The sequence below is a fragment of the Bradyrhizobium sp. WYCCWR 12699 genome (assembly GCF_032144035.1).
GTDB lineage: Bacteria > Pseudomonadota > Alphaproteobacteria > Rhizobiales > Xanthobacteraceae > Bradyrhizobium.
Genome location: NZ_JAVTJN010000030.1, coordinates 559,514 through 578,668 on the forward strand (window position 1 = coordinate 559,514; position 19,155 = coordinate 578,668).

General features: G+C 65.3%; 17 protein-coding genes. 11 read left to right on the plus strand and 6 right to left on the minus strand.

Annotated elements, in window-relative coordinates; all coding sequences use genetic code 11:
* Window positions 1–56 precede the first annotated feature (56 nt).
* The 3 genes from RPS27_RS13395 to RPS27_RS13405 all read right to left on the minus strand — a co-directional run bounded on the left by RPS27_RS13395 (window position 57) and on the right by RPS27_RS13405 (window position 4,343).
* On the minus strand, window positions 57–1,151 hold the full coding sequence (locus tag RPS27_RS13395) for an HD-GYP domain-containing protein (protein ID WP_194405091.1): 1,095 nt from the start codon (window positions 1,149–1,151) through the stop codon (window positions 57–59).
* Between the two features lie 409 nt (window positions 1,152–1,560).
* A complete protein-coding gene (locus RPS27_RS13400; RefSeq protein WP_212064924.1) occupies window positions 1,561–3,855 on the minus strand; it encodes a molybdopterin cofactor-binding domain-containing protein in 2,295 nt (764 codons plus the stop codon).
* Complete coding sequence (locus RPS27_RS13405; protein WP_063199072.1) at window positions 3,852–4,343, minus strand: (2Fe-2S)-binding protein; 492 nt, start codon at window positions 4,341–4,343, stop codon at window positions 3,852–3,854. The genes RPS27_RS13400 and RPS27_RS13405 overlap by 4 nt, the downstream gene beginning before the upstream one ends.
* Before the next feature lie 318 nt (window positions 4,344–4,661).
* Between RPS27_RS13405 and RPS27_RS13410 the strand changes: the two genes are divergently transcribed.
* From RPS27_RS13410 to RPS27_RS13425, 4 genes are all read left to right on the plus strand, one after another.
* Window positions 4,662–5,426 (plus strand): alpha/beta fold hydrolase, encoded by a 765-nt coding sequence (locus RPS27_RS13410; RefSeq protein WP_212064923.1) that lies wholly within the window; start codon window positions 4,662–4,664, stop codon window positions 5,424–5,426.
* A 23-nt stretch (window positions 5,427–5,449) separates the two neighbouring features.
* Window positions 5,450–5,791: a hypothetical protein gene (locus RPS27_RS13415; protein WP_212064922.1), complete on the plus strand. Its 342-nt coding sequence runs from the start codon at window positions 5,450–5,452 to the stop codon at window positions 5,789–5,791.
* Window positions 5,792–5,946: 155 nt separating this feature from the next.
* Entirely contained in the window at window positions 5,947–6,618 is a 672-nt protein-coding gene (locus RPS27_RS13420) for a dienelactone hydrolase family protein (protein WP_212064921.1), read from the plus strand.
* Between the two features lie 136 nt (window positions 6,619–6,754).
* Entirely contained in the window at window positions 6,755–7,237 is a 483-nt protein-coding gene (locus RPS27_RS13425; RefSeq protein WP_212064920.1) for a hypothetical protein, read from the plus strand.
* A gap of 76 nt (window positions 7,238–7,313) precedes the next feature.
* On the opposite strand, the gene RPS27_RS13430 is transcribed toward RPS27_RS13425, so the two are convergent.
* From RPS27_RS13430 to RPS27_RS13440, 3 genes are all read right to left on the minus strand, one after another.
* Entirely contained in the window at window positions 7,314–8,063 is a 750-nt protein-coding gene (locus tag RPS27_RS13430; protein WP_194405097.1) for a polysaccharide biosynthesis/export family protein, read from the minus strand.
* Window positions 8,064–8,223: 160 nt separating this feature from the next.
* The gene (gene msrA / locus RPS27_RS13435; protein WP_194405098.1) at window positions 8,224–8,880 is read right to left on the minus strand and encodes a peptide-methionine (S)-S-oxide reductase MsrA; all 657 of its coding nucleotides are present in this window, start codon (window positions 8,878–8,880) and stop codon (window positions 8,224–8,226) included.
* 177 nt (window positions 8,881–9,057) lie between these two features.
* A complete protein-coding gene (locus RPS27_RS13440) occupies window positions 9,058–9,375 on the minus strand; it encodes a hypothetical protein (RefSeq protein WP_028139549.1) in 318 nt (105 codons plus the stop codon).
* A 379-nt stretch (window positions 9,376–9,754) separates the two neighbouring features.
* Between RPS27_RS13440 and rpsT the strand changes: the two genes are divergently transcribed.
* From rpsT to RPS27_RS13475, 7 genes are all read left to right on the plus strand, one after another.
* Window positions 9,755–10,021 carry a 30S ribosomal protein S20 gene (gene rpsT, locus RPS27_RS13445; RefSeq protein WP_027563963.1) on the plus strand — a complete coding sequence of 89 codons (267 nt, stop codon included), beginning with the start codon at window positions 9,755–9,757 and terminating at the stop codon, window positions 10,019–10,021.
* Window positions 10,022–11,316: 1,295 nt separating this feature from the next.
* Window positions 11,317–12,723 carry a chromosomal replication initiator protein DnaA gene (gene dnaA, locus RPS27_RS13450; RefSeq protein WP_194405100.1) on the plus strand — a complete coding sequence of 469 codons (1,407 nt, stop codon included), beginning with the start codon at window positions 11,317–11,319 and terminating at the stop codon, window positions 12,721–12,723.
* Window positions 12,724–12,981: 258 nt separating this feature from the next.
* Window positions 12,982–14,100, plus strand: coding sequence for a DNA polymerase III subunit beta (dnaN, locus tag RPS27_RS13455; RefSeq protein ID WP_128922726.1), 1,119 nt, complete (start codon window positions 12,982–12,984; stop codon window positions 14,098–14,100).
* Window positions 14,101–14,310: 210 nt separating this feature from the next.
* Window positions 14,311–14,676: an endonuclease domain-containing protein gene (locus RPS27_RS13460; RefSeq protein ID WP_211415353.1), complete on the plus strand. Its 366-nt coding sequence runs from the start codon at window positions 14,311–14,313 to the stop codon at window positions 14,674–14,676.
* 89 nt (window positions 14,677–14,765) lie between these two features.
* Window positions 14,766–15,902, plus strand: a complete 1,137-nt coding sequence (gene recF / locus RPS27_RS13465; protein WP_211415352.1) for a DNA replication/repair protein RecF — start codon at window positions 14,766–14,768, stop codon at window positions 15,900–15,902.
* A gap of 111 nt (window positions 15,903–16,013) precedes the next feature.
* Entirely contained in the window at window positions 16,014–16,757 is a 744-nt protein-coding gene (locus RPS27_RS13470) for a hypothetical protein (RefSeq protein WP_212064918.1), read from the plus strand.
* Window positions 16,758–16,895: 138 nt separating this feature from the next.
* A complete protein-coding gene (locus tag RPS27_RS13475) occupies window positions 16,896–19,043 on the plus strand; it encodes a hypothetical protein (RefSeq protein WP_212064917.1) in 2,148 nt (715 codons plus the stop codon).
* Window positions 19,044–19,155: the final 112 nt, after the last annotated feature.

The following is a 19,155-nucleotide window of genomic DNA, read 5'->3' on the forward strand; positions in this document are numbered from 1 at the left end:
ATCTCGAGATTCCGGGTTCGCGCTACGCGCGCGCCCCGGAATGACGGATTGGATCATCAGAACGACCCCAGCGCCACCGGACGGAACGCCTGCAGGAGTTGCTGATCCAGCTTGCCGCCCATGCCTTCCATCATGCCGAACGCACGGGAATGCGTGAACGGCATGCGGTAGGCGCGTTTCTCGACCAGCGCGGCATAGATGTCGACGATCGTCGTGAGGCGCACGATGTCGCTGATCTGGTTCGACGACAGGCCGTTCGGATAGCCGGAGCCGTCGAGAAATTCGTGGTGATGCAGGATCACATCGAGCATCTCCGGCGGGAAGCCGCCCTGGGCGGCCAGCGCGTCATAGCCGCGGCGCGGATGCTGGCGGACCTCGGCCATCTCCTCGTCGGTGAGCTTGCCGGGCTTGTCGAGCAGCGCGGAGGGAACGAAGGCCTTGCCGACGTCGTGCAGCAGCGCGGCGCGGGTCAGGCGGCGCTGGTCGTCCTCGCGCATGCCGAGATGCTGCGCGAAGGCGACGGCGAAGCCGGTGACGAACAGGCAGTGCCGATAGCTGCCGACATGGTGGCAACCCACCGTGGTGAGCCATTCGCGCAGCGAGGAGTGCTTGATCGCCTTCAGGATCTTGCTTTCGGCAGCGATGACGTCGTCGAAGGTCAGGGGCACGCCGAGCGGCAGCTTCTCGAACATCTTCGCCAGCAACGCATGCGCCGCCTCGACGCCGCGATTGAGCGTCTTGCCGCGATCGGTCGCGTCATAGACGGCGGTGTCCGGGAAGGCGGCGCGGATGCGCTGCAGGATGGCGTCGGCCTGGAGCGGCCGCGAAATGGTGTCGGTGGCGCCCAGCGCCCAGGCCTGCATGGTGCCGTGATGCAGCGCGTCGGCCAACACGAACAGCCGCGGCATCGAACGATAGGCATCGCCGCGCAGCTTGTTGCGCACCCGCTGCACGCTCTCGGGCGAACGCAGATTGATGTCGACCACGAGGCCGGAGAGATCGCGCGCGGGCTTGTCGGGGATCTCCTGCGTCGTCACCGTCGAAACGTCGCCCACCGCCTTCAGGATGCTGGCGAGCTCGGAGCTCTCGTCGCTCCGGTCGGAGGCGAGCAGAAGCCGGCGTTTGGCGGCGGATTTGGCTGGCGCGTTCATGGCTTCCCCAAAGCATGGGACTGGATTCCGCATCAGCCTAAGCCGGATCAGGTTCTCCGGCCCTTAAGAGGCGTGCTCAAGGGAACATTCCAGAATTGCACGCAATTTTACAGATTGGGTTCCCGGGGGCTCCCCCCAAAAGTGCGAAAACAACCCTATGCACAGTAGAACGGGCATTGAAAATACGAGAGAATTTTTGACACTTTCGCCCCACCTCCACTGGGTCGCCCGGCTTGACCGGGCGACCCCGTACGCCGAGACGGCGCGGCTGGAACCGAGGAGCCGCGGCGTACGGGATGCCTCGCCTACGCGGGGACATGACACCGAGAATGGGGAGGTAGCCTTGCAAAACAAATCCGCCGGAGGTTTCCCTCCGGCGGATCATCTCATTCGGCAATCGCAGCCGGCCTTACGCCTTCATGCTCGCCTTCACCGCCTCCGCCGTGATCGGCAGCGCGCGCACGCGGGCGCCGCTCGCGTTGAAGATGGCGTTACCGATGGCGGGCGCAACCACCGTCACCGCGGGCTCCCCGACGCCGGTGGCCTTCTCGCCATTGGCGATCACGGCGACCGCGACCTCGGGCATCTGACTCATGCGCAAGGGCGTGTAGGTATCGAAATTGGTCTGCTCGATGCCACCGTCCTTCAGCGTCGCCTTCTCGTACATCGCCAGCGACAGGCCCCACAGCGCCGCGCCCTCGACCTGGGCACGGATGTTGTCGGGATGCACCTGCGTGCCGACGTCAGTTGCGACCGTGAGCTTCTTCACGGTCACCGCACCTGACGGCGCCACCGCGACATGGGCGACACATGCCGTCCAGCTCGCGGTCGCGCGCTCCTGCGACGACACGCAGGCAACGCCCATGCCCTCGCCTTTCGGCAATGGCCTGGTGCCGTAGCCCGACAATCCCATCGCGGCGAGCAGCGTGTTGCGCAAGCGCTGCGCGCCGCCGTCGTTCTTGCCGGCGCCGTCGAGCAGCGAGATGCGGAACTGCGCGGGATCCTTGCCCGTGGCCGCCGCGATCTCGTCGATCATGCTTTCGACCGCCCAGAAGGTCCAACCCGGCGCCACCGAGCGGAGCTGGCCGGATGGCGTCGCATTGTGCGCGAGCTCGTTCTTGATCGCGCGCACATAATGGTTGGGCACGGTGTAGAAGAAGTCCGCGCCGTTGACCGTGAAGCTGTCGAGCGGGCCCTTCTTGTCGACCGAGGGCGTCAGGAAATCAGGGATTCCCCAGCGCGCGGTCGGCCAGGCCGAGACCACGTCGTGGCTGAGCGCGACGAGCTTGCCGTCGCCGTCCACGCCAGCTTTCACTTTCTGGTAGGTGAGCGGCCGCGAGAAATCCATCGTCATGTCGTTCTCGCGCGAGTAGATCACCTTGACCGGCTTGCCGACCGCTTTCGCCGCCTGCACCGCCGGAATCATCATGTCGGCGTCGAGCCTGCGGCCAAAGCCGCCGCCCAGCCAATGCTGATGCATCACGACGAATTTCGGATCGATCCCGGCGGCACCCGCGGCGATGGCGCCGGAGCGCGTCGCGAACTGGTTGCCGGAATAGATGTGCAGGATGTCGCCCTTGAACTCCGCGGTGGCGTTCATCGGCTCCAGCGGCGCATGGATGTTGATGCTGGTGGTGTACTCGGCCTCGACCACTTTTGCCGCCGAGCCGAAGGCCGCATTGGGATCGCCGTCCTTGACGAAGAACTGGCCGGAATCCTCCAGGCCCTGAAGCCGCTTGGCTTCATCGAGCAACGACTGGCTCGACAGTTTTGCGTTCGGACCGCCGTCATAGGCGATCTTCAGCGCGTCAGCAGCCTTGCGCGCGTTGGCATAGGTGTTGGCCACGGCGACGACCCAGCCGGACGTGGTTCCGGTCTTGTCGTCGAGGATGACGGCCTTCATGAAGCCGGGCACCTTCTTGGCTTCACTGTCGTCGACCGATTTCACCGTGGCGCCGAAGCGCACCGGCGGGGTCACCACCTTGCCGTAGGCCATGCCCGGCAGCATCACGTCGATGCCGTATTTGGCCGTGCCGTTGGTCTTGGAGGGGATGTCGAGCTGCGGCACCGAGACGCCGATCATGGTGTATTGATCCGGCGTCTTCAGCTTGATCGCCTTCAGCTCGTCCGGCGTGAAGGCCTTCGTCGCCTTGCCGCTCTTGACGATCTCGGCGAAGGTCATCTGCTTCTTCGACTTCGGATGCGAGATCACGGAGTCGCGGACCACGAGTTGGTCCTTGAAGTAGGGCGGCAGGCCCATGGCCGCGGCAGCGGCCTCCGTGAGTGCGATCCTGCCGGCCGCACCGGCCCGGCTCATCGCTTCGAAATTCATCATGGTCGACCAGCTGCCGCCGGTGATCTGTGCGCCCAAGACCGGATCGTTGAACTTGGGATCGTTGGAGGCGAGCTGCACGCGCATGTCGCTCCACTTCGCGCCAAGCTCCTCGCAGACGATCTGCGCCATCGTCGAGGCGATGTGCTGGCCCATGTCGGCCTTGCCGCAGGTCACGGTGACGAGACCATCCGGCGAGATCGCGTACCAGACGCTCGGCTCGAAATTGGCGGGTGCCGCGGCGGCCGCAGCATCGATGCCGGGCACGCCGGCATAGCCGAGCACGAGGCCGGTCGCGGCGGTGCCGACCAGGAAGGAGCGGCGGCTGAGATCGGTCGTCTCGGGCATCACGTTCTTCACATGCTCGTTCATGTGGGCCTCCGCTCGTTGGAGGTGGCGGACGCGGTGCGCATCTCGGAGGCGGCGCGCATGATCGCCTTCTGGATCCGCGAATAGGTCATGCAGCGGCAGAGATTGCCGTCCATGTGGGCGACCACTTCTTCCTTGGTCGGATTGGGATTCTTCGACAGCAGCGAGGCCGCCTGCATGATCTGCCCGGACTGGCAGTAGCCGCATTGCGGCACCTGCTCGGCGATCCATGCCTTCTGCAAGGGATGATCGCCCTTGGCGGAGAGGCCTTCGATGGTGGTGATCTTCTTGCCGGCGACGTCACCGACCATGGTCTGGCATGAGCGCACGGCTTCGCCGTTGACGTGCACGGTGCAGGCCCCGCACAGCCCGGCGCCGCAGCCAAACTTGGTGCCGGTCATCTGCAATTGCTCGCGGATCGCCCAGAGAAGCGGCGTGTCGTTCGCCGCATCCACGGACAGACTCCGCCCGTTGATGGTGAGAGTTGGCATAGGCGTCTTCCCCTGCCGGTGCATGAAGCCGCTTACGGCGGCAACTTGAATGGCGGACGCCCACCGGGCTGGCGCCAGCCTTGGCCGCGAGAATGATCGCGTTCGGTTGCCGTGGCAATTGCAATTTGGAACGAATAGAAAAAACCGGCTCCGCACCCGCTCGTTGTGCGCCGCGCCAATGACGCCGACGCAGCTAGTGGACACAACAGCGGCCTGCGTCAGGCATGCATGCCACGGCGACTCCGGCGGTTTCCTCCGAGTAACCCGGCAGGCTAGGATGCGTGCGGACAAGAGCAACAAACAACAAGGGTGGACGAAATGCCTGGGATCAATCGGGATGGCGTCAAGATCTACTACGAAGTTCACGGCGACGGGCCGCCGCTGCTGCTCACCCATGGCTATTCCTCGACGTCGGCGATGTGGCATGGCCAGATCGATGCGCTCGCCAGGGAGCACAAGCTGATCCTGTGGGACATGCGCGGCCACGGCCAGTCCGACTATCCCGATGATCCCAAGGCGTACAGCGAAGCGCTCACGGTGGGCGACATGGCGGCGATCCTCGATGCCGTCGGCGCGGAGCGCGCCATCATCGGCGGATTGTCGCTCGGCGGCTACATGTCGCTCGCGTTCTATCGCGCCTATCCGCAAGCCACCCGCGCGCTGCTGATCATCGACACCGGCCCCGGCTTCAAGAAGGACGACGCACGCGAGGCCTGGAATGCGCGGGCGCTCGCCACCGCCGACAGGCTCGACCGCGAAGGACTCGACGTGCTGAAATCGGCAACGCGTGAGCGCGCCGCCGCCAGTCATCGCAACGCCAGGGGCCTGGCACTCGCCGCACGCGGCATGCTGACCCAGCGCGATGCCCGCGTGATCGAGCTGCTGCCCGAGATCAAGGTGCCCTCCCTGATCGTGGTCGGCGCCGACGACACGCCGTTCCTCGCCGCGTCCGACTACATGGCCGCAAAAATCCCCGGCGCACAAAAGGTCGTGATCCCCGCCGCCGGCCACGCCGTCAACATCGATCAGCCCCAGGCTTTTGTTGACGCCGTCGAGCCTTTCCTGAAGAACTTGCCGGGGTAGGCCGGGCAATTGGGACGTCGACCATGATGCGAGCGATCTTCGCGGCGGGCGCAATAGCGGCACTGTTGCCATCGGCGGCACGGGCCGAGCCGTTCGGTGCGGTGCCGTCGCGCGCGCCCTTCGTTGCGACCTTGTCGAACAACATTCCGCTCGCGTTCGGCATGGATGCGGAACAGACCGCCCGCGCGCTGGGGCAGCCGCTGCAATATGTGCGGGGGCGTCCCGGCAACGAAATCTACCTCGCCCTGCGCAACATCGGCGGCAGCGGCCTGATCCCCTCCCGTCACCGCCTGTTCCTGCAATTCCGCCACGGCCGGCTGGCGGGATGGAAGGAGGATTACGGCGAGAACTGGATGTGGGAATAAATATATCCTCTCATGGTGAGGAGCGGCTGAGCCGCGTCTCGAACCATGAAGGCCACGCTGCTGCATCCCGGCCTTTCATCCTTCGAGACGCGCTGACGCGCTCCTCAGGATGAGGAGTGAGATGGAATTCGTGGCAAGAAAGAAGGACAACCCGCGTGGGACAAGACATCAAGCTGACGGCCTCCGACAAATTCCAGCTCGGCGCTTATCGCGCTGATCCCTCGGGCGCGCCGAAGGGCGCGGTGGTGGTGATCCAGGAAATCTTTGGGGTCAATCACCATATCCGCTCGGTCTGCGACCGCCTCGCCGGGGAAGGCTATGTCGCGATCGCGCCGTCGATCTTCGACCGCACCGCGCCGAACTTCCAGTCGGGCTATTCGCCCGATGAGATCGCCGAGGCGCGCAAGTTCGTCGTCAATCCGGACTGGGCCGCGATGCTGCGCGACACCCAGGCGGCGATCGATGCAGTGAAGGGCGTGGGCCCGATCGGCATCATCGGCTTCTGCCTGGGCGGCAGCATCGCCTTCGTCGCGGCGACGCGATTGACCGGCCTGAAGGCTGCGATCGGCTATTACGGAGGTGCTGTCGTGCGCTTTGCGGATGAAAAGCCGAAGGTGCCGACGCAATTGCATTTCGGCGAGAAGGATGCCGGCATCCCCTTGACCGACGTCGAGACCGTCAAGTCGAAGCGGCCTGACGTGGAAGTCTTCGTCTATCCGGGCGCGCAGCACGGCTTCCATTGCGACGAGCGCGCGAGCTACGACAAGCCCAGCGCCGACATCGCCTGGCCACGCAGCATGGCATTCTTCGCGACGCATTTGAAATAGGTCTCTCAACCGTCATTCCGGGCTCGCGCTACGCGCCCCGGAATGACGGGAGGCGAGAGCAGAAATCGGGTGGCTGCATCGCGGCATCCAGCGATAGAGCTGGCGGATCAACGCCAACTCTCCCCGGGAACTCGCCATGCAGCAGGCCAACACGCACCTCGTCCTCCGCAATCCCTTCGGAACCATGGACGTCCCCTCGCCCGATGATTCCGAGGTGATGGATTATGCCGCGACGGCCACGCTGCCCGGCGATGCGGCGGACGGCAATGCGGCGGCGTGGGCAGCGATCGCAGCGCCACCCGATCCGCTCGAAGGCATCTGGGCCAGCCGCTGGAACGGTGGCGCCGATCCGACCATTGCCGGCGATAGGCCGGACAGGTGGAAACAGGGGCGCGCGGAGATCCGCATCGCCGCCGGCCGGATCTATCTGCGCTTCGACTGGGACAATGGCCGCCGGCACGGGCTGATCGAGGCCGCGCGCGAGGGCGCGGACCGGCTGGTCGGGAAATATATCAACCTGACCACGCCGGCGATCACGCGGCCATGGGTCGGCGTCGTGGTCGACACGGACAGGATCGACGGATGTTTTCCGGAGGGACGGCTGGATTTTCGGAGGTAGAAATCTGGCGACATCCCCGCCGCCATTCCGGGATGCGCCGACAGGCGCAGGCCGGGAATGACGAGAGGAGAGAGTCTTAGAACCAGCGCTCGCCGACGAACACGGTGTCGCCGGGGTTCAAGGGCGTGCCGAGCGGCACCACGGCGCGCATGGAGCCGCCATTCTCGGTGTGCGTGACGGTGACCACGTCGCGCTTGGCGCGCGGCGAGAAACCGCCGGCGATAGCGACCGCGCTTTCGACCGTCATGTTCGGCACGTAAGGATATTGGCCGGGCGCGGTGACTTCGCCGAGAATGAAGAACGGGCGATAGGCCTCGATCTCCACCGCGACCGAGGGCTCGCGGATGTAGCCGTTGCGCAGGCGCGCGGCGATCTCGCCGGCAAGGCCCGCGGTGGTGCGGCCGCGGGCCGGCACCGCGCCGATCAGCGGCATGGTGATGGAGCCGCCGGCATCGATGGCGTAGCTGTTGGTGAGGCCTTCCTGGCCGTAGACCACGACGCGAAGCTTGTCGCCGGCGTCGAGATGGTAGGAGGCGTCATAGCGCACCGGCGCCGCCATCGGCGCGGCGTAGCCGACCGGCATGGGGGCGGGCGAAGCGGCAAAGGAATTGCTGAGCGCCGCGATGGCGCCGCCGCCGTTATTGGCAACGACGACCGGCGGAGGAGCGCCATAGGGCTGGCCATAGGCCATCGAGTCGAGATCGGCGCGCGGCTGCATCACAGCGACAGGGCCGGCGGTCTGCATGCAGCCGCCAAGGTTCAGCGCGGCGGACGCTGCCAAGGCCACTGCCGTGATCGACGATCGAAACGCGCGTGCAACTGGCACCGGACCCATCCCTCGAAACGAGACAGCTCAAGTGATGCACCGGTTATGGTTAATAAAGCGTTTGCGGGTGATGATGACGGTGGCGACGCGATAGCAGCCGCACACGCCGTCATGCCCGGGCTAATCAACAAGCCCGGCCATGACGGAGGTTCTGGTGAGACTACGCGCTCACACCGACGCCGATCGGGCAGGACACGCCGGTGCCCCCCAGGCCGCAATAGCCGGCGGGGTTCTTCGCCAGATATTGCTGATGGTAGTCCTCGGCGAAATAGAACTCGCCCGATGGCGCGATCTCGGTGGTGATGGCACCGAGGCGCTTTGCAGCAAGCGCCTTCTGATAGAGCGCCTTCGAGGCGTCGGCCGCCGCCTTCTGCGCATCGGACGTGGTGTAGATCGCGCTTCGGTACTGCGTGCCGACGTCGTTGCCCTGACGCATGCCCTGCGTCGGGTTGTGACTCTCCCAGAACGTCTTCAGGAGCGTCTCGTAGGAGATCCTGTTCGGATCGAACACGACCAGCACCACTTCGGTGTGGCCGGTGCGGCCCGAGCAGGTCTCTTCATAGGTCGGATTCGGCGTGTGGCCGCCGGCATAGCCGACAGCGGTGGTGTAGATGCCGTCGCCGAGCTGCCAGAATTTGCGCTCGGCGCCCCAGAAGCAGCCGAGGCCGAACACGGCCGTTTCGAAGCCGGCGGGATAAGGCGGCTTGAGCCTGCTGCCGTTGACGAAATGGGTGGTCGCGGTCGGAATGGCCTGGGCACGGCCGGGCAGCGCCTCGGCTGCGCTCGGCAATGCGGTGGTCTTGCGCATGAACAGCATGATGGGTCTCCGCAGAACGAGCCGTCCGCCGCCTGAGCAGATGCTTGAGGCGGGGCGTGCTCGCGATCAGGTGGGAATATAGGGCTCTACGTGAGCGGAAGCAGCGGTGTTACGCCGCGCGCTGCGCAGCGCTTGACCCACGCGGGAATTGAAGGTCAATCCCGGGGGAATTGAAGATCAATCCCGGGAATAGCCGATCAGCGGCTTGCGCGGCCGGAACAGGATCATCAGCAGGATGCCGAGAATGCCGAGGACGGCAAAGACCGGCTGATCCAGCAGCAGGCGGATCACCGAGGTCCAGAGCCAGGGCGCCTTGGCCTCGACCCAGGTGCGGAAGGCCGATTGGCTGGCCTGATTGATGTCGTTCCAGAACTGGCCGAACCGGGTGAATTTGAGGGTCTGGTCGGCCACCCAGCGGGCGCCGTCATAGACCATGAAGATGAACCCGCCGGCGAGCAGCAACAGCCCAATCAGTCGGAAAAAACCGCGGATCATGCCTCACCTTATATGGTCGTCCGATCGGAGGACCCAAACAAAACGCCGCCAGCCCATAGCCGGGCGACGGCAGAAATTCAACCTCTTCAGGGCGTTACGGCGCCCCCTGGAGCCCCCCAAGGCCGCTTTTCCAGCCCGGAAAGCGTTGACGGTGCCGCAGACCCTCTCTATAAGGGCGCCAACTGGCGGCGGGCGCAATCCTGCCGCCGCTGTTCTTTGAGCAGTTGCAGGCCACGCGAGCTTAGAGCCCGTGGAGGCCTCATGTTCCCGGGACGGCCCAGCAACCGAACACCCTAAATCCGAGCGTCGATTACGCGGTCAAGCAAGCCGGCGCTACCCGACCAAGACGCGACCGGTACCCGCAAAGGATATTGAGACCATGGCCAATACCACTTCCGCCAAGAAAGCGACGCGCAAGATCGCCCGCCGCACCGCCGTCAACAAGTCGCGCCGCACCCAGATGCGCGGCGCCGTGCGCACCGTCGAGGAAGCCATCGCGACCGGCGACCGCGCCGCCGCCGTGAAGGCGCTGGCGAATGCCGAGCCCGCCTTGATGCGCGCCGCCCAGCGCAACATCATTCACAAGAACAACGCCAGCCGCAAAGTCTCGCGCCTCACCGCGCAGATCGCCAAGCTCGCCAAGTAAGCTCGCCGGGCAAGCTTGCGGAAGTAGGCTTGCCGCGTCACGGCCGCTCGATCGGTCGACCGATCGAACATCGCACACGTCAAACAGCCCGGCATCGCGCCGGGCTTTTTTGTTGGCTGTCATATTCACGGAAAGCAGACACGCAGGATCGATCGTCGATCCGAAGGTTCGCACCGCCTGCGCTATTCTTCATTCCGTAGTTCTACTTGCCGATGTCTTGCAGCGGCGGTCTTGCAACAGCGGAAACTTCACCGCGTTGCAAAAACCCTTGTGCTGCGGCCTCGAATTGAATCCCATAGAGACGAAAGTTCTACACACCGTAGATTCACCGGAACACATCCCGCACTGGAGTTACCCTGTGAAACGAGACTCAAAAAACGATGTCTCGCTAATCACTTATCGACATAGCGAGCGCAAGCATTTGGAAAACTCGCCTCGCGCGTCGCGTGCATGACAAATTTTTAAAAAAAAGTTGGCGGTGGCGGAGAATTGTCACATGAGGCGCGGCATTTTCGATTCTGTGCACGAATCCAAAAACTTGGTCCGAAGCCTGTGCACAACTCGCGTGCGACGTTAACCGACGTCAAGTTTTTTTGGTGGCTCAAGTGTGAATCAATTCGTTGCGAGTCTTTCCGCTTAGTGTATTCCTTAGGTCGTCAGCGGCGCCCACGATCTTCAGACCAGCGCGGTTTAGGAAACGGGGCGAGCGTGCAAATCGGCGGCGGTGTGCACGTAGGCGACGCTTCAAAAAGCGATGTCGGTTCACAACCCATAGCAATGTGGGAATGGTAGCTGTTTGTCTGAATGTCTCCAAGCGGGATCTTCCCGCCTCGTGCGGAAAGCGCACATGAGAGACGTCGCAACGCTACCCCGACACGCAAGTTGGGCGAAGTCGAGCGGACGACTAGTACACGGGCAGGCATCCGCGACATCGTAAGCCGCGGCTGTCTTTTGGACACGCAGGACCTTGTCGTGAGCAATCACGGCAGGACGGGGAGGTATCATGTCTTACGGACTCAACGCGGTATTGAATCACGTCTCCTACTCGAACGATGCCGGTTTAGATCAGTCCGACCTCCAGCCTCCCGCGTGTGACGGAGCGCCGAGTACGCGCTGACCTCGCGAACCCTCCATCTCTGACATCGCTGACCGGACGCGGCGTTTCTCGCCGAGCGGCGGAGCCATGCCTGACGATGGACTCGCTCTGAGGTCGCACCATGACAGAAACCCTGGCGGCAGGAACTCTGCATGGCGCTCACCACGCAACCTTATCTCTCAAGAAAAGTTTTCTGACGATGACAATGGAACAGGATCGCTGGTCACGCGTGAAGGGTCGGCTGCGCTCGAGCGTTGGCGAAGACGTCTACACGAGCTGGTTTGCGCGCATGGATCTGGAAGGCGTGCAGGAGGAGAGCGTGCGGCTCTCGGTGCCGACACGCTTCCTGAAGAGCTGGATCCAGGCCCATTATGCCGAGCGCGTGCTGTCGTGCTGGCAGGCCGAGATGCCGGAAGTGCATCGCATCGACCTCACGGTGCGTACGGCCGTGCGTCCGGTGGCGCAGAAGGAAGCCCCGGTGCCGGTCGAGACGCGGCGCACGCCGACCCCGGAGTTGCGCTCGACCGCGACTGCGCCGGTCTCGGCCAATCACGACGCGCTCGGCGGCTCGCCGCTCGATCCGCGCCTGACCTTCGCGAGCTTCGTCGTCGGCCGCTCCAACACGCTGGCGCATGCGGCCGCGCGTCAGGTCGCGGAAGGTCGCCGCGGCGACCCCGTGATGTTCAACCCGCTCTACATCCATGCCGGTGTCGGCCTCGGCAAGACGCATCTCTTGCAGGCGGTGACCTGGGCCGGCAATTCCGGCAACGAGCGCAAGGTGCTGTATCTCACGGCTGAAAAGTTCATGTACGGCTTCGTCGCCGCGCTGAAGACGCAGACGGCGTTGGCCTTCAAGGAAGCGCTGCGCGGCATCGACGTGCTGGTGATCGACGACCTCCAGTTCCTGCAAGGCAAGTCGACCCAGGCCGAGTTCTGTCACACGCTGAACGCGCTGATCGACGCCGGCCGCCAGGTCGTGATCGCGGCCGACCGTCCGCCGTCCGATCTCGAAAGCCTCGACGACCGCGTGCGCTCGCGGCTCGCCGGCGGCCTCGTGGTCGAGATGGGCTCGCTCGGCGAGGAGCTGCGCCACGGCATCCTCAAGTCGCGCGTCGCCGCCGCCCGCACCCATCATGCGACGTTCGAGGTGCCGGAAGAGGTGCTGCATTATCTGGCGCGCACCATCACCCATAACGGCCGCGACCTCGAGGGCGCCATCAACCGCCTGCTGGCGCACTCCAAGCTCAACAACCGGCCGGTGACGCTGGAGATGGCCGAGCACGAGGTGCGCGACCTGGTCCGGCCGCAGGAGCCGAAGCGGATCAAGATCGAGGACATCCAGCGCGTGGTGGCGCGGCAGTATAATGTCAGCCGGTCCGACCTCTTGTCCTCGCGCCGCACCGCCAACGTGGTGCGCCCGCGCCAGGTGGCGATGTATCTCGCCAAGACGCTGACCCTGCGCTCGCTCCCCGAGATCGGCCGCCGCTTCGGCGGACGCGACCACACCACGGTGCTGCACGCCGTGCGCAAGATCGAGGCCCTGGTCTCCAAGGACACCGCGCTGTCGGAGGAAGTGGAGTCGCTGAAGCGCCAGCTTCAGGAATAAACGCCTAGGCGCTCCTGCCATTCTGCCGCCGCCCCGGCCTCGCCTGGGCGGCGGTTTTCGTTTTGGGCGGTAAATCGTGGGGAACTGCCTCCGATCTCTTGAATCCGGGGGCCATCCGAGCCACCTTGCGCGACCCTGACAGCTTTGGTCATATCGGCTGGATGATCCGGCTTTCCGGGGTCTTCGGTGCCGTGGCGCGCGTCCCGCCGCCCGGCGTTCTCAAATTTGTGTTTCCTTGGGGATCGGGCGAGTAGTGCAATGAAGGTTACGGTCGAACGCGCGCAACTCCTGAAGTCGCTGGGCCATGTCCACCGCGTGGTCGAGCGCCGCAACACGATTCCGATCCTGGGCAACGTGCTGGTCCGGGCCGAGAACGCCAAGCTGTCGCTGAAGGCGACCGACCTCGACCTCGAGGTCACCGAGACGTTGCCAGCGGAAACCGCGACCGCGGGCTCCACCACCGTGCCGGCGCACATGTTCTACGACATCGTGCGCAAGCTGCCGGATGGTTCGCAGATCGTGCTGGAGGCCGACGGTGACCGCGCGGTGCTGGCGATCCGCGCCGGCCGCTCGCGCTTCACCCTGCAGACGCTGCCCGAGAACGACTTCCCGGATCTTGCCGCCGGCGACATGTCGCACTCCTTCTCGCTCGCCGCCAAGGACGTCAAGCGGCTGATCGACCGCACCCAGTTCGCGATCTCGACCGAAGAGACGCGCTATTACCTCAACGGCATCTATCTGCACGCGGCGGGCACGGCCAAGGCCGCAACGCTGCGCGGCGTCGCCACCGACGGCCACCGCCTCGCCCAGCTCGATCTGGTGCAGCCCAAGGGCGCCGAGGGCATGCCCGGCGTGATCGTGCCGCGCAAGACCGTCGGCGAGGTGCAGCGCCTGATCGAGGATACCGACGCCGAGATGACGATCGAGCTGTCGCAGGCCAAGATCCGCTTCACGATCGGCAACGTCGTGCTGACCTCGAAGCTGATCGACGGCACCTTCCCCGATTACGGCCGCGTCATCCCGCAAGGCAACGACAAGGAGCTCGTCGTCGACAAGAAGGACTTCGAGAACGCGGTCGACCGCGTTTCCACCATCTCCAGCGAACGCGGGCGCGCGGTAAAACTGTCGCTGTCGCCGGGCAAGCTGGTGCTGTCAGTGACCAATCCGGATTCCGGCAGCGCGACCGAAGAGCTCGAGGTGGAATACGCCTCCGACGCCCTCGATATCGGCTTCAACTCTCGCTATCTGCTCGACATCGCCGCCCAGATCGAAGGCGACGTCGCAACCCTCAAGCTCGCCGATCCCGGCTCGCCGACCCTCGTGCAAGACCGCGACGACAAGAGCGCGTTGTACGTGCTGATGCCGATGCGGGTGTGAGGGACGTGTTCCTCCTCTCGCGACACCTTCTGTGTGGAGACAACCCCTCACTCGGCTTCGCTGCGCGAAGCCACCCTCTCCCACAAGGGGAGAGGGTAAAGCTACAGTTTTCCTCGTCGAAACAAGCGCGATGCACGTTGCTGTGCCCTCTCCCCTTGTGGGAGAGGGCATCTCCGCAGGCGGATACACACTCAGTCGGGTGAGGGGTTCGTGCCGCAGGAGCCATCCCATCGGCCAGTCCCCAAACGTCTCCGCCAATTCGCGAAGAACATGCGGCACGAACCGACGGATGCGGAAGCAGCGATGTGGCGCCTGCTCAGAGACCGCCGCCTGTCGGCATACAAGTTCCGCCGACAGGTCCCATTCGGAAACTACATCCTCGACTTCGTCTGTTTCGACAAGCGTCTCGTGATCGAAATCGACGGAAGCCAGCATGCAGAATCGCGAAGCGATGCGGATCGTGACGCAGCTCTATTTACTGAAGGCTTTGCCATCGCGCGCTACTGGAACAATGACGTGCTTCAGCAGTCCACTTCCGTATTGGAGGATATCCTTGCAAAGCTTGCCGGGCGGTAAGATACCCCTCACCCGTCGCCTCACTGCGTGAGGCGCCACCCTCCCCCACAAGGGGGGAGGGAAGTAAAGCCCGGCAATGACGAGCTAGCATGACCCCCTCCCGCATTCATCGCCTGACGCTGACGCATTTTCGCAATTATCGGGCGGGGGGGCTCGAGACGGCGGCTGACCTGGTGGCGCTGGTCGGGCCGAATGGGGCGGGCAAGACCAATTGCATCGAGGCGATCTCGTTCCTGTCGCCGGGGCGCGGCCTGCGGCGCGCCACGCTGGAAGACGTCGCCGACAACCAGGGCGACGGCTCCTGGGCGGTGTCGGCGCAGGTCGAGGGCGCGCTGGGGCTGGCGACGCTCGGTACCGGCATCGATGCACCGCGCGCTGACGCCGCCGTCAGCCGTCGCTGCCGCATCGACCGCGAGCCGGTGGGGTCGGCGGCAGCCTTCGGCGATCACATCCGCATGGTCTGGCTGACGCCGGCGATGGACGGGCTGTTCATGGGCGCAGGCTCCGAGCGGCGGCGCTTCTTCGACCGCCTCGTGCTCGCCATCGACAGCGAGCACTCCAGCCGCATCAACGCGCTGGAACGCTCCTTGCGCTCGCGCAACCGCCTGCTCGAGACCCGCAATTACGACGACCATTGGTGTGACGCCATCGAGCGCGAGACCGCCGAGCTCGCGGTCGCGGTCGCGGCCACGCGCGGCCAGACGGCGGCAAGGCTGACCGGCATGCTCAATGCGCGCGCGCAGGCGTCCGCGTTTCCGTCGGCGCAGATCGCGCTCGACGGCTGGATGGAGAATGCGCTGCTTCAGGAGACCGCGACCTCGGTCGAGGACCGCTACCGGCAGATCCTGCGCGACAACCGTCCGCGCGATGCCATCGCCGGCCGCACCACCGACGGCCCGCATCTCACCGACCTCCAGGTGATCTATGCGCCGAAGAGCATGCCGGCGCGCGACGCCTCGACCGGCGAGCAGAAGGCGCTGCTGATCGGCCTCGTGCTGGCGCATGCGAGCCTGGTGGCCGAGATGACCGGCATCGTGCCGCTGCTGCTGCTCGACGAGGTCGTCGCGCATCTCGATCCCAGCAGGCGCGCCGCGCTGTTCGACGAGCTGAAGAAGCTCGGGGCGCAGGTCTGGCTCACCGGCGCCGACCCGGCGGCCTTCGCCGAGATCGGCGCGGGAGGCGAAGTGTTTGACGTCGAGAGCGGACGAGTCTCCGCCCGAAGCTAAGCCGCCGCGTTGAACCCGCTCGTTTCCGCCGGCGACTAGCTGCTTGAGGCCGCGACACGCGGCCATCGCGCGAATATCTCGGACACGCGCGATATCCTTTGGAGCACAGGCATGGCGACGATGGGGCATGGGGCGCGAGCTCCGGCACGATGGCAACCTATTGCGTGCGGCCTCGTTCTCCTCGCAAGCTGCCTGCTCGCCGCAAGCGCCGGCGCGTTCGTGTCGAATCTGCCGCCGTTGTTCTCGCCCGCGCTGACGCTGGACCCCGCCGCCAAACTGCCCGCGCCGGCCCGCTACAGCTTTCGCAGCACCCACACCACGGTGATGCCCGGCATCGAAGCTCCGCTCCGCACCAGGCTCGAAACCACGGTGCCTGCACAGCTCGGCGACGTCGTCAGCTTCTATCGCACCGAGCTCGGAAAGCTCGACTGGCAGGAAAAGCCCGAAGGCGCGGTGATCGCAGCCGATCACGTCCAGCTCACCTTCGCTTCCCCGCTCGGGCCCGCCGCACTGCAGCTCGCCCGCAAGGACGGCAGCACCTCGATCCATATCGTGCAGAAGAACGCAGATGCGGCGAGCCGGGCGAATATCATGCCCGAGCCCGGCCAGGCGATGCTGGTGTTCAGCAACATCAGCGGGACGGATGCCACGCTCACGATCGACGCGAAAACCGTCAAGCGCGCCGCCGGCACAAGCGCGCTCTCGCTGGATCTGGCGCCCGGCCGCTATTCCTACGAGCTGCGCGTGCCGGACCGTTCGGCCACCACGAAGACCCTCGACATTGTGGCCGGCGATACCTGGGAGCTCACGGTCGGGCCCGACGGAGACCTCTGGCCGCCGCTCCAGCTGTATTGAGCGCTTCCGGAGCATCGGCGATCTTTGAACCTCACGGGTTCCTGTCGCGACTTCTGGTCAGAGGCCGCGCCGACGGTGCCGCAGCCTGCAATTGCGCGCGAGCCGATGCGCCGCGCCACGCCCCTTGGAGAAGTGACGATGTCGAGGATGACGCGCGGGACGCAGGTCCCGGCACGCTGGCGGCTGCTTGCATGCGGCCTCTTCCTGTTGGCGAGCAGCTCGGTTGCCGCCGCGGCCGATGCCGGCATCGTCGACGTCCACGCACTGCCGCAGCTCGAGGGCGCGGTGGAAGACACTTCGCGCCCCGATCCCTACCGCGTCGAATATCGCGTGCCGACGCCGCCGGCCGTGACGTCACAGGCGGTGCGAAAACTCCTGAGTGCCGAGGGCTGGGTGCCCTATGTGCTGCCGCTGGAGGAGAAGAGCACCACGCTGAAATTCAAGAAGGGACGGCAAGGCCTGTCCGTTCACTTCACGCAGGCCGGCGGCCGGCCCGATCAGTCCGTGGTCTATTACACGACCGACCGGATCTATTCGAACGTACCGTTCCCCGACGGCGCGAGCGATCTCGTGTTCGACGGCACCAGGCCCTATCTCGGCTGCATCGCGCCGGGCGCGCTCGATGCGACGTCGGAATTCTACACTCGCCAGATGGAGGCGATCGGCTGGCGCAAGCTCACGGCGGAAACGGCGGCACGCTGGACGACGACGGGCCTCGACGAGGCCGTTCCGAACGGCATGCGCGCATTCTACGACCATCCCGAGGGCGACACGACGCAGTTCTACAAGCAGAAGCCGGTGATGCTGACGCTGACGAAGCGCAACGACGGCCGCACCGATGTCGATGTCCGGATCGCGCCTTTCGTGCTGCCCGCCGATCTCACCGCCGATAGCGATGTTGCCGGCCTGCCGCGGCCGAATCCGACCAAGTCGGCCAGGGGCCTCGGCAGCGCGAGCTCCAACAAGCGCGAGATGAGCGCCGCCGCGATGGCCGAGCTGCCTGCCGTGCTCGCCTTCTATCATCGCGAGCTCGCTGCGCGAGGCTGGCAGGAGGATGGCAGCGCCCCGCTCATCCCCGGCGACGACGTTGCGCTCAAGATCTCCAACGCCGAGGAGACCGGCGTGCTGCGGCTTGGCCGCAAATATGACTTCACCATGGTCAGCCTGACCGCACAGGTGAAGGAATCCGCGCTTGCGGCCCGTGCCAAGGCGAAGAAGGAGGCCGACGAGAAATTCATGAAAGACGCCGAGGCGATGGCCAAGCAGGTCATCGCCGCCGACGAAGCGCGGCGCAAGGTGCAGGCGGCCGCGCTGTCCGATGCGCCGCTCGGTGCACTTGCCGACAGCAAGACGCCGGTGCCGCTGCCGGAGACCGCCGAGGACGTCAGATTCAAAGGCGACGACGGCAGCCTCGAATTCTCGTCCGGATCGAGCGTGAAGGCGCTGACCGCGTTCTACCGGGCCTCGCTGAAGCCGCTGGGCTGGAACGAGCGGCCTTCGGTCATCAACCAGCCCAACATGGCGATGCTGGAGTTTGCCAAGAGCGGCAAGTCGATCTCCTTCACCGTGATGCAGATGGGGCCGAAAGTGAGAGTCAGCGCCGAGGGATCGGGCCTCAAGGTGGCGACCGCCAAGCCCGTGGAAGCGCAGGCCAAATCGTCCGAGCCGCTCAAGCCCGACACCGAATCCCAGTTGCCCGTACCGACGCAGCGGTCGTCGACCTCGCTCGCCACCACCAAGATGCCGGGCAGCGAGACGCCGTTCCGCCGCGAGCTCGAAGCCAGCATCCCGGCCCCGCTCGGCGACGTCCTGGCGTTTTACCGCACGGAGCTGTCCAAGCTCGGCTGGCAGGAAAAGGCCGACGGCGCCATTGTGTCGGCGGAGCGCGCGCAGATCGACTTCACTTCGCCGCAAGGCCCGGCGGTGCTGAAGCTCGGCCGTGCCAAGAGCGAGACCACGGTCAGTCTGGCGCAAAAGAATCCGGAAGCCGCCGTCAAGGCCGACATCATGCCCAAGGCGGGCCAGGCCAGGCTGATGCTCGGCAATATCGGACCGAAGGAAGCGTCGCTCACCATCAACAAGCAGACCGTCAAGATCGCGGCCGGCGCCGGCGGCCCGCAATCGCCGAAAGGTCCGATGGTCGATCTGCCGCCCGGCAAATACCAATACGCCCTGCGCGTGCCCGGACATCCCGCCCGCACCGAGAGCCTCACCGTTGCGGCCGGCGATGCCTGGGGCCTCGTGGTGGGCCCTGATGGCGCCGTGCTGCCGCTGCAGATGTATTGATCCCCTGTGCCTGTCCCGGCCAGGTTGAACCCATCAGGTTCATGGGGCGACCAGTTGGTCGGAGGTGGCCGCGACAATGTCGCAGCCACCTCATCGCGCGAAGATCATGACG